General features: G+C 42.1%; 25 protein-coding genes and 3 tRNA genes. 13 read left to right on the top strand and 15 right to left on the bottom strand.

Annotated features, from left to right (window positions below; genetic code table 11):
• Positions 1-82: 82 nt before the first annotated feature.
• Positions 83-943, bottom strand: a complete 861-nt coding sequence (locus EHO59_RS03040) for a class I SAM-dependent methyltransferase (protein ID WP_135584610.1) — start codon at positions 941-943, stop codon at positions 83-85.
• 153 nt (positions 944-1096) lie between these two features.
• Between EHO59_RS03040 and dapF the strand changes: the two genes are divergently transcribed.
• Positions 1097-1966, top strand: a complete 870-nt coding sequence (gene dapF / locus EHO59_RS03035; RefSeq protein WP_135584608.1) for a diaminopimelate epimerase — start codon at positions 1097-1099, stop codon at positions 1964-1966.
• On the opposite strand, the gene EHO59_RS03030 is transcribed toward dapF, so the two are convergent.
• From EHO59_RS03030 to EHO59_RS02990, 9 genes are all read right to left on the bottom strand, one after another.
• On the bottom strand, positions 1967-2677 hold the full coding sequence (locus EHO59_RS03030) for a lysophospholipid acyltransferase family protein (RefSeq protein ID WP_135584606.1): 711 nt from the start codon (positions 2675-2677) through the stop codon (positions 1967-1969). It abuts the gene before it with no gap.
• Positions 2678-2695: 18 nt separating this feature from the next.
• The gene (locus EHO59_RS03025; protein ID WP_135584604.1) at positions 2696-2977 is read right to left on the bottom strand and encodes a hypothetical protein; all 282 of its coding nucleotides are present in this window, start codon (positions 2975-2977) and stop codon (positions 2696-2698) included.
• 401 nt (positions 2978-3378) lie between these two features.
• Positions 3379-3864, bottom strand: coding sequence for a WbuC family cupin fold metalloprotein (locus EHO59_RS03020; RefSeq protein ID WP_135584602.1), 486 nt, complete (start codon positions 3862-3864; stop codon positions 3379-3381).
• A complete protein-coding gene (locus EHO59_RS03015; protein ID WP_135584600.1) occupies positions 3848-4027 on the bottom strand; it encodes a hypothetical protein in 180 nt (59 codons plus the stop codon). The genes EHO59_RS03020 and EHO59_RS03015 overlap by 17 nt, the downstream gene beginning before the upstream one ends.
• A gap of 262 nt (positions 4028-4289) precedes the next feature.
• Positions 4290-4366, bottom strand: a tRNA-Arg gene (locus EHO59_RS03010).
• 10 nt (positions 4367-4376) lie between these two features.
• On the bottom strand, positions 4377-4808 hold the full coding sequence (locus tag EHO59_RS03005) for a hypothetical protein (RefSeq protein ID WP_135584598.1): 432 nt from the start codon (positions 4806-4808) through the stop codon (positions 4377-4379).
• Entirely contained in the window at positions 4762-5208 is a 447-nt protein-coding gene (locus EHO59_RS03000; RefSeq protein WP_135584596.1) for a hypothetical protein, read from the bottom strand. Before EHO59_RS03000 ends, EHO59_RS03005 begins: the two co-directional genes overlap by 47 nt.
• 41 nt (positions 5209-5249) lie before the next feature.
• Positions 5250-5338, bottom strand: a tRNA-Ser gene (locus EHO59_RS02995).
• A gap of 12 nt (positions 5339-5350) precedes the next feature.
• Positions 5351-5436, bottom strand: a tRNA-Ser gene (locus EHO59_RS02990).
• A 54-nt stretch (positions 5437-5490) separates the two neighbouring features.
• Here EHO59_RS02990 and EHO59_RS02985 point away from each other — a divergent pair.
• From EHO59_RS02985 to EHO59_RS02965, 5 genes are all read left to right on the top strand, one after another.
• Entirely contained in the window at positions 5491-6741 is a 1251-nt protein-coding gene (locus EHO59_RS02985; protein ID WP_135584594.1) for a class I SAM-dependent RNA methyltransferase, read from the top strand.
• A gap of 122 nt (positions 6742-6863) precedes the next feature.
• Entirely contained in the window at positions 6864-7868 is a 1005-nt protein-coding gene (locus EHO59_RS02980) for a patatin-like phospholipase family protein (RefSeq protein ID WP_135584592.1), read from the top strand.
• 87 nt (positions 7869-7955) lie between these two features.
• Positions 7956-8891, top strand: a complete 936-nt coding sequence (locus tag EHO59_RS02975) for an ABC transporter ATP-binding protein (protein WP_135584590.1) — start codon at positions 7956-7958, stop codon at positions 8889-8891.
• Positions 8888-9955, top strand: a complete 1068-nt coding sequence (locus tag EHO59_RS02970) for an ABC transporter permease (RefSeq protein ID WP_135584588.1) — start codon at positions 8888-8890, stop codon at positions 9953-9955. Before EHO59_RS02975 ends, EHO59_RS02970 begins: the two co-directional genes overlap by 4 nt.
• Positions 9956-9965: 10 nt before the next feature.
• Positions 9966-11063, top strand: a complete 1098-nt coding sequence (locus EHO59_RS02965; protein ID WP_135584586.1) for a quinone-dependent dihydroorotate dehydrogenase — start codon at positions 9966-9968, stop codon at positions 11061-11063.
• Between the two features lie 82 nt (positions 11064-11145).
• On the opposite strand, the gene EHO59_RS02960 is transcribed toward EHO59_RS02965, so the two are convergent.
• On the bottom strand, positions 11146-11820 hold the full coding sequence (locus EHO59_RS02960; protein WP_210413017.1) for a hypothetical protein: 675 nt from the start codon (positions 11818-11820) through the stop codon (positions 11146-11148).
• A gap of 78 nt (positions 11821-11898) precedes the next feature.
• Here EHO59_RS02960 and EHO59_RS02955 point away from each other — a divergent pair, with 78 nt between their 5' ends.
• Both EHO59_RS02955 and hpt read left to right on the top strand, forming a co-directional pair.
• On the top strand, positions 11899-12393 hold the full coding sequence (locus EHO59_RS02955; RefSeq protein ID WP_135584584.1) for a SixA phosphatase family protein: 495 nt from the start codon (positions 11899-11901) through the stop codon (positions 12391-12393).
• Positions 12390-12932, top strand: coding sequence for a hypoxanthine phosphoribosyltransferase (gene hpt / locus EHO59_RS02950; protein WP_135584582.1), 543 nt, complete (start codon positions 12390-12392; stop codon positions 12930-12932). The genes EHO59_RS02955 and hpt overlap by 4 nt, the downstream gene beginning before the upstream one ends.
• 110 nt (positions 12933-13042) lie before the next feature.
• On the opposite strand, the gene EHO59_RS02945 is transcribed toward hpt, so the two are convergent.
• On the bottom strand, positions 13043-13657 hold the full coding sequence (locus EHO59_RS02945; protein ID WP_135584580.1) for a hypothetical protein: 615 nt from the start codon (positions 13655-13657) through the stop codon (positions 13043-13045).
• Here EHO59_RS02945 and EHO59_RS02940 point away from each other — a divergent pair.
• On the top strand, positions 13644-14747 hold the full coding sequence (locus tag EHO59_RS02940) for a hypothetical protein (protein ID WP_135584578.1): 1104 nt from the start codon (positions 13644-13646) through the stop codon (positions 14745-14747). The genes EHO59_RS02945 and EHO59_RS02940 overlap by 14 nt on opposite strands.
• Positions 14748-14752: 5 nt before the next feature.
• On the opposite strand, the gene EHO59_RS02935 is transcribed toward EHO59_RS02940, so the two are convergent.
• Positions 14753-15976: a citrate synthase family protein gene (locus EHO59_RS02935; RefSeq protein WP_246052627.1), complete on the bottom strand. Its 1224-nt coding sequence runs from the start codon at positions 15974-15976 to the stop codon at positions 14753-14755.
• Between the two features lie 99 nt (positions 15977-16075).
• On the opposite strand from EHO59_RS02935, the gene EHO59_RS02930 reads away from it, so the two are divergent.
• Positions 16076-17209 carry a citrate synthase/methylcitrate synthase gene (locus EHO59_RS02930; RefSeq protein ID WP_135584573.1) on the top strand — a complete coding sequence of 378 codons (1134 nt, stop codon included), beginning with the start codon at positions 16076-16078 and terminating at the stop codon, positions 17207-17209.
• Between the two features lie 47 nt (positions 17210-17256).
• On the opposite strand, the gene EHO59_RS02925 is transcribed toward EHO59_RS02930, so the two are convergent.
• Both EHO59_RS02925 and EHO59_RS02920 read right to left on the bottom strand, forming a co-directional pair.
• The gene (locus tag EHO59_RS02925) at positions 17257-18372 is read right to left on the bottom strand and encodes a M23 family metallopeptidase (RefSeq protein WP_135586453.1); all 1116 of its coding nucleotides are present in this window, start codon (positions 18370-18372) and stop codon (positions 17257-17259) included.
• Between the two features lie 89 nt (positions 18373-18461).
• Complete coding sequence (locus tag EHO59_RS02920; RefSeq protein ID WP_135584571.1) at positions 18462-19388, bottom strand: alpha/beta fold hydrolase; 927 nt, start codon at positions 19386-19388, stop codon at positions 18462-18464.
• Positions 19389-19781: 393 nt separating this feature from the next.
• Between EHO59_RS02920 and EHO59_RS02915 the strand changes: the two genes are divergently transcribed.
• Genes EHO59_RS02915 through EHO59_RS02905 form a run of 3 tightly spaced genes read left to right on the top strand, consistent with a single transcriptional unit; the run spans position 19782 to position 23555 of the window.
• Positions 19782-20318, top strand: a complete 537-nt coding sequence (locus tag EHO59_RS02915) for a flagellar protein FlgN (RefSeq protein WP_135584569.1) — start codon at positions 19782-19784, stop codon at positions 20316-20318.
• A 27-nt stretch (positions 20319-20345) separates the two neighbouring features.
• Complete coding sequence (gene flgK, locus EHO59_RS02910; RefSeq protein WP_135584568.1) at positions 20346-22256, top strand: flagellar hook-associated protein FlgK; 1911 nt, start codon at positions 20346-20348, stop codon at positions 22254-22256.
• Between the two features lie 33 nt (positions 22257-22289).
• Positions 22290-23555, top strand: a complete 1266-nt coding sequence (locus EHO59_RS02905; RefSeq protein ID WP_135586451.1) for a flagellar hook-associated protein 3 — start codon at positions 22290-22292, stop codon at positions 23553-23555.
• Positions 23556-23636 lie beyond the last annotated feature (81 nt).

Raw genomic sequence — 23636 nt, 5'->3', positions numbered from 1 at the left:
ACGCTATTACGTTTAGGTCTAAAACGGTTTTCTTTATTCTCTTCAGAAACCAGATCGAGTGATCGTATAAACGCGATTCTTATTACTTCTTTCTCAATAGAGCGAATAGAGTCAGATTCAAGTTTATCTGTTTAAATGTAAGATACCAAAGAAGAAGAGTTCCATAGTAAAAAGACTTTTTTAGAAAGATCCCGAGCTTTGCTTTCGGGCCGGAAACTCCTGAAACAGAAGCAATCGGTTTCAAGATCGAAAACTCCACAGAAGAGAAGCCGCATTGTTTTGCGAGAAGTTCTAGAGTCTTTTCTGTATAATCGTTTATATGATCTTTTGCTTCTAAGTAATGTCCGCCTTCTTGCATTCCTTTCATGGCGACTTTCAGTTTTGCTTTGAACAACTGAACTGGAAAATTCGGAGTTTGAACGAATAGGAATCCGCCTGGCTTTAATAAACCGAATAAATACTGAATGAGGCTATGAGGTTTAGGAATATGTTCGATCACATCCCAGAGAGTGATGATATCGAAACTCTCTTTCGGCAATCCACTGTCTTGCACGATGCCTGGGAATACTTGCTTCAGGCCGTTTTTTTCTCTCGCAAATTGGACCGCTTTTTCGGAGATCTCGTAACCGATTGCCTCCCAACCAGGGCGAGTAGTTCCCACAGTCTTTACAAAGAAGCCTAGGCCACAACCCACATCCAAGATCCTGCCTTTAGGAGAGTGGATGAATTTTTGAATGAAGTCTTGGTAGATATCTCTGTGAGCCACATCCCACCAGTCTAAATCATAACCGGTCTCGTCGTCCCAATATCCTTCATAATGTTCATCTTGTTCGTATGTGGAGAAGGCGTGGGTGCAATTCAGGCAACGCACGATGGAGATGCCGTTTTCGATGAAGAGTGTTTTGTTTTTATCGCTGCCGCAGAGGTAACAGATCTGGTTCAAGAGGGGGTCCGTTTAGGAGATGAGGTTTATCCTTGGGCGGTCCCGATCTAAATTCCAGTAAAAAACGAAGGCCTTTTGGGGCTTTTTGGATTTTCGAGGATGGGTTGGGCGAAAAGCATGGAACTAACCTCTTCGATTCGCAAGGAGAAATGTTTGGCTAAAGTACAGTTCACAAAAATGGAAGGGATAGGGAACGACTACGTATATGTAGACGCGACCAAAGACGATTTGCGTTTGAGCGCGGATCAAATCCAAAAACTTTCAGATCGTAATTTTGGGATCGGAGGAGACGGAGTCATCTTCATTCGTTCTTCTCAGAAAGGCGATTTCCAAATGGATATGTACAATGCGGACGGATCTTCTTCAGAGATGTGCGGGAATGGGATCCGTTGCGTAGGAAAATTCGTGTACGATCATGGTCTTACTAATAAAAAGCAGCCTAAGATCGAGACTGGAGCTGGGATCCTAGAATTGGATCTGAAAGTAAACGGTTCCAATAAGGTAGAACAAGTTTCCGTAGACATGGGCAAACCGATTCTTGTTCCTTCTCTCGTTCCAGTAAAATGGGAAAATGAAAATCCAATCGTGGATCAACCTTTGGCTTGGCTCACAGAGCAGCCTGGATATTCATCTTATCATTTAAAATTCAGCGCGGTCAGCATGGGAAATCCTCATTGCGTGATCTTTGTAGATGATCCGGATTCTTTTCCTGTGAGAGAGATCGGCCCTATGATAGAAAATCACACGGCATTGTTTCCTCGCAGAGTGAACGTGGAGTTCGTAAATCTAAGAGGAAAGGATCATCTTTACCAAAGGACTTGGGAAAGAGGAGCCGGAGAAACTTTGGCTTGCGGAACAGGTGCCTGTGCAGTCATGACAGCTTCTCATCTTACCGGCAGAACAGGAAAAGATGTACGCATTGATCTAAGAGGTGGAACTCTAAGAGTGCAGTGGTTGGAATCAGGGCATGTGCTGATGACTGGACCAGCAACAGAAGTATTCAGCGGAGTGATAGAAGTTTAATCAGGCTTCTGCGTAGCTGCCTTCCAGGAGTTTGGTCATTCTATCTCGGACCACTCCTGAAAGTTGCTTCATATTCTCGTCCAAAGAACCGGAGAGAAATTCTCTGTGGTCCACTTTCTCTCCGTAGACCACTTTTACCTTTTTATAAATAGAACGTTTCTTTATATCACAGACTTCTTTGGGCATTCCCATAAAACTGCGCACGATAGGCGGGATCGGAATATCGGAATAGTTTTCTTCCACAGGAATGATAACTGAGGGAAGAATATCTACCTTATTGCGGATTGAGAACGCTGAGAATCCGGTATGAAAGTCTACCATTCCCGATTTAAAATCGTTTTTGACCATATAGTCATGGCCTTCGGGGAAGATCCCTAAAACGTCTCCACGTTTGAAGACTTGTTGGATCATCTTAATGGAGCCGATGGAAATATTTCCGTCGATAGACATAGGAATACCTCCAGCGATCTTTGCCAAATCCTTGAAGATAGGAATTCTAAAAGTGTATTCTGCAGCGATCCAAGAAATGAATCTAGGAAATGTATAAGAAAGAATGAATGGATCCATATCGGATCTATGATTGCAAGTGAGGATGAGTTTTCCGTTGTTTACGATATTCTCGGTTCCGTACGCACTTATATTCACCGCCATTCCGATGAAGGGCGCTACGAAGTTTTTGATCCGAAGATATGTCTTTGCTTCTTTCTCCACACTAAGAACCTCTTCTTGCTACTCGCCTAAGAAAACGCTCCACCATTTTTTATCTTGGTCACCCTGCTTCGGAGAATTCGGTTCCGATCCGGAAACATTCGTCTCCGTTCTGTTAGGTCTTCCGTAATCTCTTTGTTTGCGCTTCGGTTGGACATTGGAGAGATTCTTTTTGATCTCTTCGTATTCCTTGGAAGCGTTAGAGTTCGAGCGTATATAATTTCGAATATCGTCCCATTCCGGGTCGTCTTCATTGCCATAAGCGGCATAGTTGAACAGATCGATCTGATCGAATTCAGGCATACTATTCCTTTCCGTTAAGGGGAGGTCCAAATAGATTTCGAGTAAAACGGCTTTTTACGCAATTCTACTCAAACCATTCGCATGTTTGCCCGGGAAAATACTATGGCAACAGTTTTCGTAAATTTCAAACCGGATTTTCGAGTTCGGATTTTAAAAAATCTCTCAATCAGAACTGAATTTGAGACTTTCACTTTCCGAATGATTAAGTTATGGAGAGAGAAAATCTCCCCCCTTTAAACAGACATAATTATAAAGAATCGGAAGACGATAGAGATACGAGTACGGCGACGAATCGGGGAAGAGTGATCCCATTTCCTTCTCCACCTGGAAGAAATTTGAAAAAGATCCGGGAATTGTACGAAATACTTTTCGATCCAAAGCGCTAGGACCGAGTTCTGATCTTAGAAAATCTCGAAGAGAGTTCTGAGATAGTTCAGATATTCGGTTTTCTCGATTTGATTTTCGGAAGGAGCCCAAGACGCAAACTCCTTGTCGGTGGCCGGATCATACGGTCCCGATTTTCCTTCGAAGCAAATGCAGGTATCCGAAAGGCATACTAGGGTGTGGTATACTCCCGGGCTCAGATCTATTCCGTAGACCGGTCCTTCGGATGAAAGAAGATGTTTTTCTCTGATGCTTCCATCCTCTTCGAAGAGAATGAATCCTAATTTTCCTTTTAGTACCAAAAAGGTCTCGGGTTTAGGTGGATTTCGATGTCGATGCGCTTGTACGTACGTGTCACGAGTCAGAACGTTTAGAAATCTTTGGTACGGTTCGTGTAGTTCGTGAAAATTGTGATTGGTCCTTCCTCTAGGAGAAGAGGAAGCGATTGGAAGGAGTTTTTGGAATAACTCCTGGTCTATGAGTTGTTTATCCGGCCGCGACAAGTTGTAGGTGCTGCTCACAATACGCGATCAGATAGTCTTTGCAAGCGGTGCAGGTGTCTGCGGCTCCGCAAGCCTTGACTACTTCGCGATAGTCTTTTCCTTCTTGTTTAGCAGTCTCTACGATTCTTTCAAACGTGATTTGAGCGCAATGGCACTTTTCCATTCGTGATTCCCGGTCTCTATTTCTAATACTATCGTTTTTGAGACTCATTATTAAAGTCAAGTTTTCTGGAGTAAAATTCAGGAATATTTTCATCCCTAAAGAGACATAATTTTATTTGAGATTTTATGCGAAAGAGATCGAAGCGTTATCCTGCGATGCGACAAGCAGGAAAGAAGAAGTTTCCGATTGGAATTGAGGAGTAGCTTGGTGCTTCGCAGATTTAAGCGGAGAGCTCGGTTCTCGCGAAGCGAGAATTCGCCAGTGGCGCGCCCAGAAGGATTCAAACCTCCGACCTTCTGATCCGTAGTCAGACGCTCTATTCAGCTGAGCTATGGGCGCGAGTTTTGGCTTAAAATAGCCTTTGTTCCAGTAGAGCTAAATGCTTTTCCGGAAGTTTCGGGACCAGTTTTTTTCCCTTAGTGTAATTGTATAGCAGGAAACCGGATAGGCCAAGATAGATAATCACTCCTGCAAGATGAGCCAAGTTTGCAAGCCAAGGGCCGGCAACTGGGATCATAGAGAAGAGCCAGGACAATATTAGAAATGAGATGAAGTAAAGAACGTTTAAGAATGAGAGTTTGGAATGTCTATATACTTCTGCTTCTTTGGAGAAGAAGGTAAAGCCTATAAGCCAATTTCCGAACAGAGGAAGAGTGACTAGATAGACTCTAAAGATCTCGGTCCTTGTAAAATCAACGGCTCGTTTCCAATAAGGAGAAACAAGTCCTAGGAGTTTAGCTTTGAGATCCGCGAATTTTGCTGAGTATTTTTCGAACTTCATTCTCTATTTCCGGAAAGAAAGGTAATACGAATAGTTTGCCTTGGTATGCTTGAAGGGCTCCTAAGATCCCATAACCCAAGAGGGAGAGCCAAGCGACATAGCTGATAAAATCCGTAACGACAGGATTCGCATGGATCCATCTAAGTATGGTGCTCAGAATAGGAAACTCTCTTAAGAACCAAACTAGAAGATATAAGAACACAAAACCGGAGTTGAGCTTGATGGCTTGGATTGCATGGAACTTGCAAATCTCTTGGCGTCTTCTGAAAAACCAAGGAAGAGCCCATCCGAAAAAAGGAATATAGGATATTGCGGCAAAAAGATTGGGATAATCATCCCCTTCTAACAAGCGCTTTGTCTCTTCCAGGAATTCCCGGGTATTGAATCTCTGGTCAGACATTCTTTTTTGTTCCCGCGATCAGGTTCTGTTTTGGAAATTTTCGGAGACGCAGGGATTCGAACCCTGGGTACAGGTTACCCCATACGACAGTTTAGCAAACTGCTCCTTTCGACCGCTCAGGCACATCTCCATGATTTCCAATCGGAGAAGGTAGGATTCGAACCCACGGTGGGAGTTACCCACGACGGTTTTCAAGACCGCTGCCTTAAACCACTCGGCCACTTCTCCGGTTAAGGATTACTTTACTGACAAGATGGGGGACCCTGTCAAGGTGATTTACCTATGGGTACGGAAAAGAACCGTGCGAAGAAGTCGGGGATCGGAAGAAAGAGATCTCAAAATTTTCACGCCAAGGTTTTTCAGTCTCGAGAAATTTCAGGACTCAGGCTGGAGAAATGGGCGAATCTAGGTACTTCTATTTCTCATGCGGAAGATAAAACCGTTTTTGTAAAAGCAGGAATTCCCGGCGAGACTGTCGATGTTCGGATCGATAAAGAAAATTCTAAACTGATTTGGGGAAGAGTGACTTCTGTCGAAAAGCCTTCTCCGCTTAGGATCGCATCCGATTGTTCTTCTTTTCCTGAGTGTGGAGGTTGTTCGTATCGCCACATTACTTACGAAGAAGAGCTTCGTATTAAAAAAGAGCTCTTGCTCGAAACTTTTTTACGAGCACTCAAGATTTCTAAGAGCGATATTCCTTCGATCGAGATCCTAAGTGGGCCGTCGGAAGGTTATAGAAATACTGCTCAGATCAAGATCCAGAAAACAAAAGGCAAGATCCAAGCTGGATTCTTTCAGGAGAATTCCAATTCTCTCGTTCCTTTTCCGGAAGAAGGATGTAAGAATCTTCCGAAAGAAATGAACGAATTCATTCATAAGAATTTGGAGAAGAGAGGATCCGTTTTCGGTTCTAAGGATTGGAAGCTTAGATATTCTCTGGGTACGATCTTGGAATATGATAGATCCGAAGTGAAAATAGGTCCCTTCTTGCCTGAAAATTTAGAATGGGCCATTCCTGCGGAAGGTTTTACTCAGGTGAATCGCTTTCTCTTGGAAGATTGGATGAAAAAGATCCGCTCTTGGATCCCGGAGAATACCGGCAAGGTTTTGGAATTTTATTGCGGAGCCGGTTTGATCAGTTTGGCAATCGCTTCTCGAGTCGGGGGCTTGGCAGGCTTCGAGTTATCTAAATCTTCTGTAGAAGCAGCAAAGAAGAATTCCGAGAAAGCAGGCTTTTCTCACTTGGAATTTACCGCGATGGATTTGGATTCTACTTTGCCTAAAGAATTGTCCGGATCCGGTTCTAAGCTTTGTATCTTGAATCCTCCTCGGGCCGGTGCGTCTGCTAATTTATTAAATTTCTTTAATAATCTTAAGCCGAATCGGATCATTTACTCTAGTTGCAATCATACTACCTTAGCTCGAGATCTGAGCCTTTTGGAAAGCTTCGGATACAGATTGAAAGAGATAGTTCTAACGGATTTTTTTCCGCGGACACAGCATTTCGAAGTTTTGGTTCTATTAGAGCTTTGATCTCTCGGATTTGTTTAGCTGAAGAAATAGAAAATCGCGCTTGAGCCTTGCACTTTTTTATTTTCGGAGCTTTTCCGTTCAAAAGAAATTGACTATAGATGCTATGCGAAGAGAAGAATTATATGCCCATCCTGGATGATTACGAACTTCCTTCTCGCAAACCCGATCCCACTTCTAAAATCGAAGGAGTGTTCCAAGGAATTTGGTTGGAGAATGAGATTTGCTTTGCGATCGCCGGCGGAGGTTGTAAGGCATTTTACGGTTTGGGTTTCGGTCATGAGTTGAAGTCTTGGGGGCTAAAGCTCAGACAGGTTTCCGGAGTTTCTGCCGGGGCCGCCATGGTACTTTGTCTTATTTCTGAAACGGAAGAAGAGACTGTTTCCTTCTTTGAAAGAATTGTTCGCAAGAATCCTCGCAATTTTTATTTCACTCGTTTCTTCAGAGGAGAGAGAGCGTTTCCTCATGAGGAAATGTATCGTAAAACAATTCGATTCGGGATGGATTTTCAAAAGATCATTCAATCCGGCGCAAAAGTTTTCATTCATACGATCAAAGCATTTCCTAAGGACGATGCGCATAAGAATACATTTCGTTTAGCAAGACTGATTGCAGAAACCGGCAAGGCGTTTATAGAGGACGAAAGGGATAGAGGCAAGGGTTTGCATACGGAGAGGACCTTTCGTGTTCTGAGAAATTGGAACATGAAGGAAGTATTATTTACCGAAGCAGACTTCAGGGATCCGACCGTGATCGAGCAGATTATCATGAATTCTTCTTCTCTTCCTCCTATCGTTTCTTTTCAAAACCATGGAAGGGAATATTATTTGGACGGCGGTCTTACGAATAACTTGATGTTGGAAGCCTTTCCTCCGAACGCAAAAGTGATCGGTATTCATTATGAACAAACCACTCTTGTAGGAAAGGATCCACATCTCTTGGATCGTTGTTTTTTGGTGACTCCTTCTAAACCTCTTCCGATTTCTTCTTTTGATTATACGAACGCAAAAGGAGTGAGAGAAGCTTACGAGCAGGGCAAATCGGATGCGTTTCGAAGTAAGGAAAGAATACTTGAGTATCTCAAAAAGGATTGGGTAAAGAAAGCGGAGAAACTTGCTCGTCCTTCCTGATTTCTAAAATTAAGATAAGGGAAGCTCTTCCCTAAATTTCTTGAAACCGAAAGCGCATCTCTCATTCTAAGCATTGGGTAGAGAACAGTGTCTGATCCTTCTTCGATTATATCCGTTAAAAATGTTACAAAAAAGTTCAAGGACGTGATTGCTGTCAGCGATCTCTCTTTGGAGATTCGCAAGGGAGAATTCGTTGGTCTTTTGGGACCGAACGGAGCTGGTAAAACCACTCTCATTGAAATGCTAGAAGGGATTCAAACTCCTGACTCTGGCCAGATCACTCTTTTGGGAACGAGTTGGTCCAAGAACGAAAAGTATTTACGTAGCAATATAGGCTTGGCTTTGCAAGAGACTCGATTTATGGATCGAGCTACTGTTTGGGAAACTTTGAAATTATTCGGAAGTTTTTATAAGGCTCCCGAATCCAGGCTTCATGAAATTTTAGAACTCACAAGATTAACTGAAAAGAAACAATCCTTCGTAAATAGTTTATCCGGAGGACAAAGACAGAGATTGGCTCTGGGTGTTTCTATTATGAATAAACCGGAGATCCTTTTCTTAGATGAACCTACTACCGGTTTGGATCCAGGAGCCAGAAGAGATATCTGGAAGATCCTAGAAGATCTTCGCGCGTACGGAACTACTATGATCCTTACCACTCATTATATGGAAGAAGCCGAAGTTCTCTGCGAAAGAATCATCGTAATGGACAAGGGAAAGATCTTGGACCAAGGAACTTTATCGGATCTATTGGGAAAATTAGGAGGAGGAGAGATCGTTCGCTTCTCCTTAGAAAACGGAGCAGATCCAGTGGGACATCTTCCCGAAAAAGGAAGATTCAAATTCACTTGGAATGGCGAATCAAAGGAAGGAAGAGTCTTCGTAGAAAGGATCACGGATTATCTTCCTGCTATGTTGGATTCCTTTTCCAGATCGGGGATCGTTTTAAAAGAATTGGAATGTCATAAGAAGACTTTAGACGACTTATTCCTTTCCATGACAGGAAGAGGTTTGGGAGAATGAAACAGATCTATCATTTAGTCACGATCCAATTAAAGGAATTTTATAGAGAACCCGGGATTCTGTTCTGGGCGTTTATTTTTCCGATCGCGATTGCGGGAGTCTTAGGACTTGCATTTGCAAATAAGGGAGTTCCTCTCACTAGAGTTGCGATTCTCTCTTCTTCTCATCATGCTGACCAACTTTCTTCTCGAATCGAGAAAGCATTCGCTCAATCTGTAGGTGGGAACTCCGACGGATTAGGAGTCATTCTTCCGAACGTACTGCAAGAAGAAGACGCAATCAAGGCTCTCAAGAGAGGAGAGATCAATCTTTTAGTAAAAGAAGATGCAGATGGAAATTTAGAATTTTCCTTCGATCCAAGTAATGCGAATGCACAGAGAGATTACCTTCTTCTTTCAAACGCTTTATTGTCGGAATCAGGTTCCGAGAAGAAGGTTTCGAATATTAAAAAATTAGATTCTAAGGGAACAAGATACATCGATTATCTAGTCCCTGGAATGCTTGCTATGGGAGTCATGAACTCCTGTCTTTGGGGAGTGGGTTGGAACCTGATCGAGATGAGATTGAAAAAGCTTTTGAGAAGGATGTCAGCGACCCCGATGAACAAACTTGCTTTCGTTCTTTCCTTCTTCTTTACTCGATTGGTAGTCACTATTGTAGAATCGATTATCTTCTTAACGTTTGCATTTACGGTCTTCGATACTGCATTCTTCGGATCGCCAATTGCAGGATTCTTGGTTTTTCTGACAGGTAATTTTGTGTTCGCCTGTATCGGGATCTTTGTGGGTTCGAGAGCGCAGAGTTCTCAGGTTGGAAACGGTTTGGTGAACGCGTTTACTTTTCCGATGATGGTGCTCTCCGGTATCTTTTTCAGTTATAAGAATTTTCCGGACGTGGTGCTTCCTGTTATCCGTCATCTTCCTTTGACTTTAATGGCGGATTCTCTCCGAGCGGTTTTCATCGAAGGTTCAGGACTTGCTGAGATCGTTTATCCATGTTTATGGATGATACTCATCGGTTTCGGTTTCTTGGGATTGGGACTTCGTATTTTCCGTTGGTCTTAAAGGAGAAGAAATGAATTCCAATTGGAAACAATGGGTCTACGAAAAAACTGCAAAGCCTTTATTCTTAAGTATTGATCCTGAGACCGCGCACTATCTGGCTCAGGGTTTGCTTTCTCTAACGCAAAGAGTTCCATTTGTATTTCCTATTTTAGAAAGCTTAACTTCTTATTCGAGTGAGAGATTGAGATCCAAGGTTGCCGGAATCGAATTCGCGAATCCGGTGGGTCTTGGTGCAGGATTTGATAAAACGGGAGAATTGTATCCTTTCTTATCCAGGCTTGGTTTCGGTTCTATAGAAGTGGGAACAATTACCGGCCAAGGACAGCCGGGAAATCCGAAGCCTAGGATCTTTCGCTACCAAGAAGACCAAGCGTTGATCAATCGAATGGGTTTCAATAATCCAGGAGCCGATCTTGCTGAAGAAACTCTGAAGAATCAAAAGAAGAACTCTGTTCGTGGAATCAATGTAGGAAAAACGAAACTAGTTTCTGAAGAAGATGCCGTACATGATTACGTTTATTCTTTGAAGAGACTCACTCCATACGCAGATTATGCTGTGATCAATATTTCTTCTCCCAATACTCCTGGCCTTAGAAATTTCCAAAAGAAAGAAAATCTAATACAGCTCATGCAAGGCATTCGAAGCGGTTTGGGTGGGAAGTTCCCCATTCCAACATTCGTGAAATTTGCACCTGATATGGAAAAGGAAGAGCTAAAGCCTTTATTAGAACTTATGCCGGAGCTTCAGCTTTCCGGGGTAATACTCACAAACACAACGATAGATAAGACTGTGCTTTCTCGTTATCCGAATGTGGAAAAAGAAGGTGGAGTTTCCGGGCGACCTTTACGTCAAAGATCCACTGAAATGATCCGTTATGGGTATTCGATCTTAAAGGGAAGTATTCCGATTATAGGGGTCGGAGGAATCGATTCGGGAGAAGCTGCTCTCGAAAAGATCCTGGCAGGAGCGAATCTTATACAAGTGTATACCGGTTACGTATATAACGGGCCGCTATTGCCTGTAAGGATCTTAGAATATTTGGATAAGACGATGAAAAAGGCAGGAGTGAATTCTATCTCTGAATTGGTAGGAAAGGATCGGATCTGAAATCCTTCGCTCTGCCTTGCTGTACGGATTTCTATTTTAAGAAAAAAGAATTTATTAGAGCAGAAAATCTCTCAGAGCGCTATTATTCGTCTGCGGATTTGCATCTTCCTCTATCATCCCATTCTGCCTTCCAATTTGCCGAGCCCTGATCTTTTACGAGTCGGACAACTATATCAGTGCAAATGGTTTTGTTTGTGTTTTCGGAAAACTCATATTCTCCTTCATAACGAAACCAGAATTGCTCTTTTGTAGGAGTTAGGTTCTGTCCGAACTCAGGCTCTTTAAGTCGAATCGCTTCAACTGTTTTGGATTTTCCTTTTTCTTCTAGGATCGCTTCTTCGACTACTTGGTAGACTTCATCCTTAGATGGAGGTTCTTTGCCAGGCTCAGTGACGACTACAGATCTGGCCATTCCCATATCTGCGAAGACCCAACCTCTTTCTCTAACGAATTGATAGATGACTCCCACTGGAGTTTTGGTGGTCTGTCCTTCTTTCTTACGACTTGTAACAAAGAATGAGAATTTATAACGAAGATCTGGATTGCCGCTTTCTTCGTTGGAAGCCTTTTCGATTAGTTTAGGTTTTCCTGTTGCTTGCACTTCCAGGATTTTGTCTCCTGGGAATTTCTTAGACCACTGGATCTGTAACTCCTTCTTAGCCTTTTCCTCATCCGGAGTACCTGCGATTTGGGCAAAAATACTGGGGCGGCAAATGAATAAAAGGATTACCCCGATTGCAAGATAGATCTTTGCCATAGATCCTGTGTTTTATCTCCGAGAAAGATCCTTGTCAATGAAATTCCAGATTAGATCTTATTGGAGGAGGTTCTCGGTTTGAAACAGATTCATCTCATTCGTCATTCTAAATCGGATTGGGAAAATTTATCTCTCAAAGATAAAGATCGTCCTTTATCTAAACGTGGTAGAAAGAACGCACGATTTCTTGCTAAATATATGGATAAGGTTTCGTTTTCGACGGATCTCGCCCTTGTTTCGCCATCTAAGAGAACTAAAGAAACTTTGCATATACTTGAAGAATCTAATTCTATTTCTAAAGAAACTCATGTAGTAGATGAGATCTATGAAGCGGATTACTCGGATCTGCTTCGCCTAATCAGAGGAGTCGATCCGAAAAAAGAAAGCGTTCTATGTATCGGTCATAATCCCGGATTCGAAGATCTGGCAAATTTTCTGTTACTTAAGGATCCTGAATCTTCTCTCTTTGAAAAATTTCCGACTTCTTCTTTTATTAGTCTCGTTTCCGATGCGGAATCTTGGGAAGATATCGGTATCCAAAAATGTAGATTGGTAAGGTTCTGGATCCCATGAAGGAAGATTCTTTACATTTAGATAATATTCCCTTTAGAGTCTTGATCGGAAAGCAAGAGATCGACGCAAGAGTTTCGGAAATGGGAACCCGGATCGGAAGGGATTATGAGAATAAGGATCCTCTTTTCGTATGCGTTCTACGAGGAGGAGTTTACTTCTTCTCCGATCTTACAAAGTCTTTACCATTTTCCGTTGAGCTGGATTTCATTCAGGCAAGATCCTACCAAGGAACGGAATCAGTAGGAGAAGTCGAATTGGTCAAAGATCTGGATTCAAATATAGAAAACAGACATGTGATCATTGTGGAAGATATTGTAGATACAGGAAAGACCCTGAAGTTTTTGATCTCTCATATTCTTTCTAAAAACCCCAAGTCATTAGAAGTTGCTGCTCTTTTATTTAAAGAAGGAGGAGAAGCAGTCGGATATCCAATTAAATACGTTGGTTGGTATATCGGTAAGGAATTTGTGATCGGTTACGGCTTGGATTACGACGGTAAGTTCCGAAACCTCCCCGGTATTTATCTATTTCAGGAATAAGCCTAAGTTAACTTTTAATAAGAAGCTAGATCTGCCAGAAGCTTGCATTCTTCATTTGCGAATTGTTTGATTCTGAAGAAACAGCGTACGGATAGATCGTCTTATTCTTTCTATTCAGAATGACCTGGTTGAATTCCCGATTTCTGGATCAAGGTCTTTAAGCCTGCAATAGATTCTTCTAGATCTTTTATCTTTGGTAAAAATCTTTCTCCATCTACGAAGCTTTTGGTTTCGTTTTTACTTAGATCGGAATAGATCTCCGCAGACAATGTATGATACGCCTTTTGCAAACTCTCAAATGAATATTCTAGGTTTTTAGGAGAAAGAGCTCTTTTCTTTGTACGGTATCTTCTTCCCCAAGAAATCATAAGTTTTACTAAGACAAAAAAATATGCGGGCAGAAGGAGCAAAATCGCCGTCTTGGAAACTGCAAATAGGTTCCAAGTTTCGGATATCGCGTGGCTTAAAAATGACCTCAGCCCTGAAACGAAAACGACAGCAATCGTATAATTGATCCTGGGCGAAGAGGGGGAGAGAGTATTGATGATATAAAGCAGGGGTATGGAAAGTATCAAAACCAAGATCAAATCGACAGGAAAGAGATTTGAAATCAGATCCAGAAAATGAACGATGGCGTTATAGGTTTTCACCAGATCGTCGACGGATTGGTTTAACCTGTCAAAGTCCGCCTTTAGATTGGAGAAAAACTGGGTGATCTGGTTCATTAATTTACTCCGCAAAATTCCAGGTTGGGAAAAGGGAACTGCTGCACTTCATAGGCTGCAAGAACTTTCCTTAACTCAAAAGCTCTTCCTTGTTTATTCCGTTTTTGCGATCTATTTCCTACTCTATCACGAGGCCCATCTTCCTCTTTTTTGGATGATCGGTCTTGCATTCGTGGGCTATATCGCTTCCGGGATCTTGTTTTGGGGAATCGTATACGCCTTCCGTAAATTGGAGACTAAAGTAGAGTTACCTGCGATTTTTGCGGAAGTTGGTATCGCTCGTCCTACTACCAAATTCGTTCCTTGGATTGAGGCATCTTTCTTTTTAATTCCTGTCCTGGTTTGCTTTTTGACAGGCTTTTTCGAGAATAGATCGGGGATCTTATTCTTAGCGGTTTATGCAGTCGGCGTCCTACTGATCCGACTGATCGAAAACAAAGTATATTATAAAATCGGATTATTAGGGATCTTGATCCTGGCTGCGGGCCTTTCCAGCTTTAAGGCGCTTCAATTGACCGAGGTTTGGGTTGCTTATATACAATTCAAACCTTCTTTCGAAGAAAAGGATTTGTCTAATTGGACATTCGATGAGCCTTCTCGCACTCTAAGTAATCCGGATTTGAAATTAAGTGTGCATCTTCCCGAAGACTTTTACTTTCACAATCCCAAGAACTTGAATTTAGAAAGTAAAACCGGTATAGGACAGATCGCAGGGATTATTTCTTCGAGCGATACGGATCCGAGTCGTTATCCTTCTATTCGGATCTTCTACTTTCCTCAGAGATTCGAAGATGATACTCAGTTAGTGAACGATTTCAAAAAATTCTTGGATTCACTTTTAGAAAGAGGGGATATACAAGAAGTTAACGAACTGGAAAGAGAAAGTTTCGAAGATCGATATTACGGAAAATTTTGGACCTTTTACGATGTTCTTAGACCAAGATACGCGAAAACAGGGATCTTTATATTAGAAAAACATAAGGAACCTTATACTCTTGTTTTTCTGATCTCTGAAAGCTTGATCAAGGGAAGAAAACACGAAGAAGCCGTAGAAAAGATACTTTCTAGCCTAGAAGTTCATAGCGAGTAGAAATCTTAATCCTGAGGCATTTTGCCGATGTACTTTGCTCGGGGACGAATTAAGCTCCCCGAGTCGTATTGCTCCATTGCATGAGCTAACCAGCCTGCACTTCTTGCAATCGCAAATATCCCGATCCCAGCTCCTTTAGGTAATTGTAATGCTTTGGAGGCTAAGGCAAGTCCTGCATCTACAGTAGGATAATCATCAATCAATTCTGAAATTTGCTGCACGAATTGTAAATGGATCTGTACATCTTCTCGGTCCGGAAAGAATCTCTTTACAAGATCTATGAGTTTCTTTCCTCTCGGATCTCCTTTCTTATATAGAGGATGCCCGAAGCCTGGAATACTTTCTCCGTTTCTTAGCTTTTCTTCTAAGAACAATCTGTCCTTTTTGGCAGAGCCGCTTGCTTGAGACAAGAGTTGGATCGCCTTCTCCGTTAACAGTCCATGCTTTGGTCCTGATAAGGCAGCAAGTCCTGCAAGAACTACTTGGTAGAGGGAAGCTTCGCTAGAGGCCACGCATCTTGCAGTAAAAGATGATACATTCAATTCATGATCAGCGGAGAGAATGAGGGCCGCTTCTAAGAGTCGGATCCTAGAGGAAAGATCCTTGGGCTCTTTAGATCTTTTTGAATCCGACCAACTCGAGAGTAGTGTCTCCGAAATGGATCCGGAAGAATAAGTCTTATCAGAAGCGAATAGGCTTAGGTATCTTAGGATGCTTGATCCTGTCTTTCGAAATGTTTTTGAATCTTTTCGAAATGCTTTCGGGTCTTCATATTCCAAAAATGGAATTAAGATCCTACATCGATCCAATATGGGCCGATCAGAGATCAGATTGATGATCTTTAAACATTCCGGAGAAAGGCTGGGCCATTCTTGCTGAAAGGGAGAAATATCTTCTGCCTCCCATAGTAGAGTAGCCGTTTCTTCGAAGCTGGAAGTCTCTGACAACTGAAGAGCGTCCTTGCCTCTGTAGAATAATGTTTCTTCTCCCAATAACGTGATAGAAGACTCTAAGACAGGTTGGCCTAATGAGAGAGCCGTCTTGGCAGTCTTTCCTGGTTGGCTTCTTTCTTCTCTACGTAGGAGCAATTGCTCTACATCTTCCCTTCTATAGCGTTTGCTTCTGTCCTTATTTCCCCCTGATTCAGAATGGAGCAAGCCGCGACTAACGTAAGCGTATATTGTTTGGATTTCGACACCCAAAACGGACGCTACTTCCTCTGCGCTCAAGAAAGGTTTTTTGAGAGAAAAACTCATATATTGACAATATAATCAACATTGACGAAGTAGTGTCAATCCACTAAACTCAAGGTAAAATAGGAGGAAACCATGATACTCTCTGAACAAGAAAAAGAGAAAATCTATAGTCCAGGTCTGGACGGGATCCCTGCTGCGAGGACCAAGCTTTCCTTAGTGGATGGCAAGGCCGGCAGATTGATCATTGCAGGCTATGATGTGGATGAGTTTGCAGGAAAGGCAGTCTTTGAAGAAACCATCTTCACTCTCTGGGATGATAGAAGGCCGAAGCCTACAGAAGTAAGCTTATTCGCAGAAGAGCTTAGATCATCTAGAAGATTTTCTAAGGTGATACGGACTATCATCGAGGAAGCTGTGTATGCGCATCTTCCCTTGATTGATATCTTGAGAATAGGCTCTGCAGCTCTTTCTTTAGGATCCGAAAAAGAAGATCCTAAAAAAGATGCGATGGCGGTGCTTGCTACTTTCCCTTTGATTGTTGCTTGGGCATTTCGTTTGAGCAAGGGAATGGCACCTATATTGCCGAGACAGGATTTAGATATAGCTGCAAATTTCCTATACATGTTGAAGGGAGTCGATCCGGATCCAAGAAGTGTAAGAGCATTAAACACTTACTTAAATACTGTTTGCGATCATGGATTGAATGCTTCTACCTTTGCGGCAAGAGTGATCATCTCCACTCAATCGGATATGATCTCTGCTGTGACCGGAGGATTGGGGGCCTTGAAAGGACCATTGCATGGAGGAGCTCCGGGGCCTGCGTTAGACACCGTTTTCGAGATAGGAACGCAGCAAAATGCGGAGAAGGTCCTGAGAGAAAAACTGAAAACGGGAGATCGACTCATGGGATTCGGTCATAGGATCTATAAGATGAGAGATCCTCGAGCCGACGTTTTGGCAAAGGCTTCTAAGATTCTATACGATACGGATGAGAAGAAGGATTTCTATGATCTGGCGATGCATGTAGAAAAAACTGCATTGGCCTTATTAAAGGAATATAAACCGGATCGAGTCTTGCAAACCAATGTGGAATTTTATACCGCTTTGCTTTTGCATGGATTGGATTTTCCTACGGAACTTTTCACACCGATATTTGCTATGGCAAGAGCTGCAGGATGGACCGCACATTGTTTCGAGCAATTGAAAGAAAGGATTCTCAGACCCGATGCAATCTATATCGGAGAAGAAGGAAAACTTTGGAATTGAAAAAATGAAGAAAGAATATTACGGACGAGTAGATATAAACTCGTCCGTTACTTCTTTACTGGCGCAGGTTTAGAACCTAATAACTCGGTTTGGACCACTGATAAAGGATCGATCATCGTTCCTAAGACTCGCAAGCCTAAATGCAAATGAGGTCCAGTTGACATTCCGGTGGATCCGATCTTTCCGATCAAATCTCCCTTTTTAACCTTGTCCCCTTGCTTTACCAATAGTTCTGACTGATGCATGTATAGAGAATACACTTCGAGTCCGTGATCGATGACAGTAAAATTTCCTTCATAGTACATGGATCTTGCAAGGATCACAGTGCCATCGTTGATCGCGTAAATAGGATCACCTACGCCACCCTTGAAATCCGAGCCTCCATGAGGACGACCCTTCTCTTTGTTATAGATCCTACGTTTATAAAATGGACTGTTTAAGATTGGATTTTGAACCGGATAAGCAAAATCCGAATCGATCTGAATTTCAGACTTGGATTGAAACGCTTTAGCCTTTGCTTCGGAACAATCCTTGATAAATGACTTTGTTTCCTCGGACAGCTCTTCTGTAGTATATTGTTTATCCATGGTAAGATGAGAAATCTTAGAAGTCGCGAAATTCGTCTTTTGAACAGGGATCTCATACTTCTTGGAATCGTTCTTGGAGAATAAATGTCTTTCCGTTAATTCTAAAACTCCGGTAGGTTTGGAGAACTCCGGAGAGATCGGAATAAACACTAAAAGATAACCATCTTTTTGAGAGAATGGGAGCTCAGTGCCTTCCCAAGTAATTTTAAAGTTTCCTAATTTATCTAATAATCTCGCAAGAGGTTTGATCTTTAAAAACAGAAGTTCACCTTGCGCAAATTTTCTGCCGGATAGAACGAAAGAAAAGAGCTCTTCTTTCTTCTCCACTTCTTCTCCATGAAGACGTTTTGGTCCTTTCTTACCGGCGCTTACTTTTTTTGAAGCGTTTACGGGCGGTTTTTTCTTTTCATCCTTCTTTACAGAAGAAGTCTTTTTAGCAGAGGAGATCTTTGGTAGAACCGAAGATTTTTTAGGCTCTTCTTTCTTTTTGGAGGTATCTTCTTTTGCATGAGAAGATAGGGAGAAAAAACAAACTAAGAATATACTAAAGATCGTTTTCAAAGAATAAGAGGACATACAAGAAGCGGACGGCAATTCAGATCTCATTCGCATAATGGAATAGGACGTTTATAGGTACAGAAATATTTTTCCTTTCTATCCAGAAACTAAGTTTCGTTCAAAAAGGATAATAGTTCCGGATTTAAGATCTCAGGGATCTCATGATGGATCCAATGAGTCGCTTTGGGAAAGAAACGGACTGATCCCTGCGAGAGCAGAGGAAGTGTTTCTAATGCCATTTCCTTGGATAAGAATCTATCTTTTTCACCCCAAAAGATCCGAGTAGGAACTTGGATCTTTCTGCTTCGAATGAGTTTGGGAGGATTCTTTGTCATGGCTCGATACCAATTCAACATGGATCTCACGCAATCCGGTTGGGACCAAGCTTCCTTATAAATAGAAATCTCTTCCGAACTGAAGGCTCCTTTTATAGAAGTCTTTGTCAAAGACCGTTCCAATTTTCGAAAGTTCTTTCTAGAAAGTAAGAATTCGGGCAACCAAGGAATACGAAAGAATAAGATGTACATGCTCTTCTTTCTTTGGGACTTATCTGAAAGTATTTTTCTCTTCATCACTGTCGGATGAGGAAGATTCAATACACATGCCTTTGTAAATCGATCTGGGAATTTTGAGATGGTCCAATACGTGACGGCTCCTCCCCAGTCGTGACCGATAATATCAACTTTGGAAAATTTATACGCATCTAAAATTGCTATCACATCTTCCGATAGACGATCCAGGCTATAGTCTGAGATCGATTTTGGTTTGGAACTTCTTCCATAGCCTCTTTGGTCCGGAGCGATCACGAAGTATCCTTGGTTAGCGAAGTATGCGATTTGGTGCTTCCAAGCGTAAGAGAATTCTGGAAATCCATGCAGAAGCAATAAGGGTCTTCCTTCTTTTTTTCCGGACTCTAACAAGAAGAATTTTTGTCCGTTCGCTTCAATATATTTCGAACGAACTTCGAATTCATTTTCTTGAAAAGGGAATTCGGGTAAGGATAAATTATGATTATTTAATGTACTGGTTTTCATTTAAAGCGATTTATGATACGTCTTGTAATCAGGAAACGCAAGTTTAAATTGAACAAAGTTTTGTAAACGTGTGTTCAAAGAATTTTAGAGAACAAACTTTTACATCTAATTCTAGACGAAAGCAAGGGGAATGAATTCAATTTAGAACTCTGAATTTGTACCTTTCTATAGGAGAGGGATCTTGGTTTTGGGAGGAGAAGGCGAAATTCAGGATTTGAATTCTTTTGGTAAGATATAAAAATTATGTCTCTTAAAACTTCTCTATTTTATCCGGAATCGCCTTTCGGTTAAAACATTCTCTTTCTTGAGAACTGTTCCGGGAAACTCTGCATTTTCAAAAAAACCCCTTATAAAAATCCGGAATCCGCCGAAACAAAGAACAGGGACCGGACAATGACATCAAACAAAGAGGAATGGTTGGATCGGATATGCTTTCTTTTCGAAGAAGAAATCCGTCTGTACTCCGAAATCCTGGAGTTAGAAAAAAATAAAACGGAAGCGGTGACCAAGGCTGACGGAAAGTCCTTGGAAGCCATTTCTAAAAAAACGTACGAGCTTATCGTTCATGCGAGCGAGTTGGAAAGAGTTCGTATGGTTGCCATTCAAGACGTTTACACTTCAAGTAATTTAGGAATTCCTAAAGAAGGTGAACTGACTCTAACTGATTTTTTAAATAAGATAGACCGTGATTCCGAGCACAGATTGAAACAGCTCGGCATGGGATTGAAAGACACGGTGCATCGGTTGAAAGACCGAATCAAGGCGAACGACAAGTTGATTCGCACCAGACAGGAATTTTTGACGGCTACCATAGACGCAATGCGTAACAACGCAAATAGCGGAGAAGTGGCTGTTTACGAGGATGAAAATTCTACTTCTACAAGAGGAAGAAAGAAACGTTCGTCTGTCCTCATGAACGCTTCGGCGTAACGGCATTTTGGATAGGAGGGAGATAGTATGGGATCCACATTCTCCGGATTAGAAATAGGCAAGAGAGGCTTAGCTGCGCATCAGCAAGCTTTGCAAACTACTGGTCACAATATTTCAAACGCGGACAATAAACATTATTCGCGTCAGAGAGTGGTATTGCAAGCCACGGATCCTCTCTATGAACCTTCTTTAAATAGAGCTCATCTTCCTGGTCAAATCGGACAAGGTGTTGAGATTGCTTCCATCGAGAGAGTCAGAGATTCTTTTATCGACGATCGTATTATTGAAACTTCTGGTGTGAAGGATTATTGGGCAGCTAAGAATGAATATCTGTACCAAACGGAGAATATCTTTAACGAGCCGAATGGTACGACTCTCAGAACCTTGATGGATAAATTCTGGTCTTCTTGGGAAGAATTAGCCAATTATCCGGAAGACAATGCACATCGTTCCGTGGTTTTAGAAAAGGCACAAGGCCTTGGAAGCAGAGTAGAAGATGTGTATCGCAAACTTTCTCAACTTCGCGACCAAGCAAATAGAGAGATAGAATCTCATGCGATGCACTTAAATACCATCGGAGAGAATATCCGTACTTTAAACGAAAGGATCGCAAAGTCCGAGGCTCTCGGAGATAAGCCGAATGATCTCTATGACAAAAGAGATTCTCTTTTGCAAGAGTTAGCTAGTCTTACGGACATCAATATAGGTAGAAGTGACGAAGACGAATTGATGGTCTTTATCGGTCAGCAGATCCTTGTGCAAGGCGGTAAGCTGAACAAGATCGATATATTAGGAAATCCTTCTAAAGACGGATTACTCGATCTGTATTGGCATGTTACAGGTGATCCTGTACTTCTTAGAAAAGGCCGCTTACAAGGTTTGATCGAGGTAAGGGACAAGATTCTTGGTGAAAAGATAGACCAAGTAGACTCTCTTGCAGTCAACGTGATGGATGTAATCAACGAGATCCATAAAGACGGATTTGGTTTGAATGGAAATACGAACCTGAATTTCTTCGATATTCGTTCTTTGTCCTTGAATACTTTTGGAGAATACGACTCTGACGGGGACGGACAAAACGATATCTCTGCGATCTTTAGGGTGACAGGAAAGAATACTTTGGATCCGGATCGTCCGATCGGGATCAGTGGGACCATGACTTTTCTACGTCCTGACGAAAAGGAAACTCCTGTTCTAGTTCCTTATTCTGCGAATGATACTTTGAACGGTATTATTAAGAGAATCAACGCTTCAAAGGTAGGCGTCGTGGCGTATATGAATCACGACAACCAGCTTGCTCTTAAGGCGACTGTTGCTGAAGATTCTCCTAAAAAGAATTTCGTTCTTAGACACTTAGAAGATTCAGGAGATTTACTAGTAGGTCTGACTGGGATTCTAATGGCTTCCGGTCCTTCCGGTGCTTATGATTATAAGCGATTGGGTGAGATCACTAAATTGCAGTCCAAGCCGGAAGACATTACTCTAACACCTCATTTTCATCCTTCTTCTCATTTTAAAATCAATGAGCATATAGCGAATAACGTGGCAAATATCGCTGCGGCTCGCGGTAAAGATGTGGGTGGAACAGGAGATTATAATTCTCCAGGCGGCCATAAGGACGGTCGCAATGCTCTCTTGGTAGCTTCTTCTCTTAGAAACAATCCTGTGATGGTGGATTATTCCAAGACCACGGATGATTTCTATAATAGTCTTATCTCTAAGTTAGGAACCGAAGCTAGAGAAGCAAAACAAGAATGGGGAATCCAAACCGATCTCATGACTGAACTAGAGAACATGAGACAATCGGTTATGGGTGTAAGCCTAGACGAGGAAATGGCCAATATGGTCCAATTCCAACATTCGTATAACGCGTCAGCTAAGATGATCAATACCATGAATGAGATTCTGGATACGATCATCAATAGGTTGGGCGCTTAATTCCGCGGGGAATAGCAAGGAGGCGAAGCCATGATGCGGATCACTAACATGATGCAAAATAACAGTCTGGTGAGGACTTTAAACCGTCACCAGGTGGCTATGGATGAAACCCAAAACCAATTGGGTACTGGACAAAGGATACGAATTCCTTCCGACGAACCTGGAAGAGCTACGAATCAAATGTTCTTTCGTTCTCGTTTGAATGAGTTGGATACTTTTCAATCCAATATAGACGACGGATTCGGCAGACTTCAACAGATAGATGGAGAACTGGATAGGATCGGAAATCTTTTCCAAAGAGCGAGAGTTCTTGCGGTCCAAGCTTCTAACGGTATTTATCAAGGTGATAAGGGCTTTGAATTGGAAGTCGCCGTGGGTAAGGAAATCGACGAGTTGCTTCGTGCGTTAGTCGATATTGCCAATACCAGAGATGCTACTGGAAGACCTTTGTTCGGTGGACATGTGATCGAAAGACCTCCGTTCGAGCCGATCGAATCCAAAATCAAAGGTCTCCAAGGTTTGGAATTAAAGAACCAATACATCGGTGTAGAATATCGCGGAGATATCGGAGAACAGATCCGAGAAATCGAGAAGGGCGAATATATTCCTGTCACTATTCCCGGAAATAAGGTCTTCTGGGGAACCAACATGAGTGTGACCAGCCGAGTAGATAACTCTGGCTATGTAGCAGTTTCGGATCAAAAGTTCAAAATAGATGGAGTAGAGATCCAAGTTTCAGCTGGAGATACGATCGATGATATCATCGACAAGATCAACAATTCTCCGATAGAAGCGAAGGCAAACAAACTAGCTCAGGATAATATCAGCTTAAGTTCCACTGCGCCTCATCAGATCTGGTTAGAGGATGTGGATGGAGGAACTGTACTCAGGGATATTGGTCTCATCGATCCTGCAAATTCCGAGCCTCCAAATAATTATAGCAAGTCTGCAACTGTAACAGGACTTTCTGTGTTTGATGTGCTCATCCAATTCAGGAATGATTTGATCCAAAAAGACCAAGAAAGGATCTCCGGAAGAGATATCCAAGATTTGGATCTTGCGCTGGAGAACATTCTTCGTTACAGATCTATTGTGGGTGCGAGAATGAATCGGATGGAAGAACATTCTCAAAGAGTTTCCTTTGATAAGTCTTATATGACTGAGTTGCTTGCTAAGAATGAAGGCATCGACTTCCCGGAGACGATCATGAATATGAAATGGTTGGAAACAATCCATCAGTATGCGCTTAACGTAGGTTCCAAGGTGATCAAATCCACTTTGATGGACTTTTTAAGATAAACCGATTTCCCGGCGGCAATTCTGCCGGGGAATTCTTGTTGTAGAGAATTGAAAAAGCAATAAACTAAGGGCGCTCTCGGC

Source organism: Leptospira semungkisensis, from assembly GCF_004770055.1.
Classification (GTDB): domain Bacteria; phylum Spirochaetota; class Leptospiria; order Leptospirales; family Leptospiraceae; genus Leptospira_B; species Leptospira_B semungkisensis.
The sequence above is the reverse complement of the archived record's forward strand: the minus strand, read 5'-3'. Positions and strand labels throughout refer to the sequence as shown.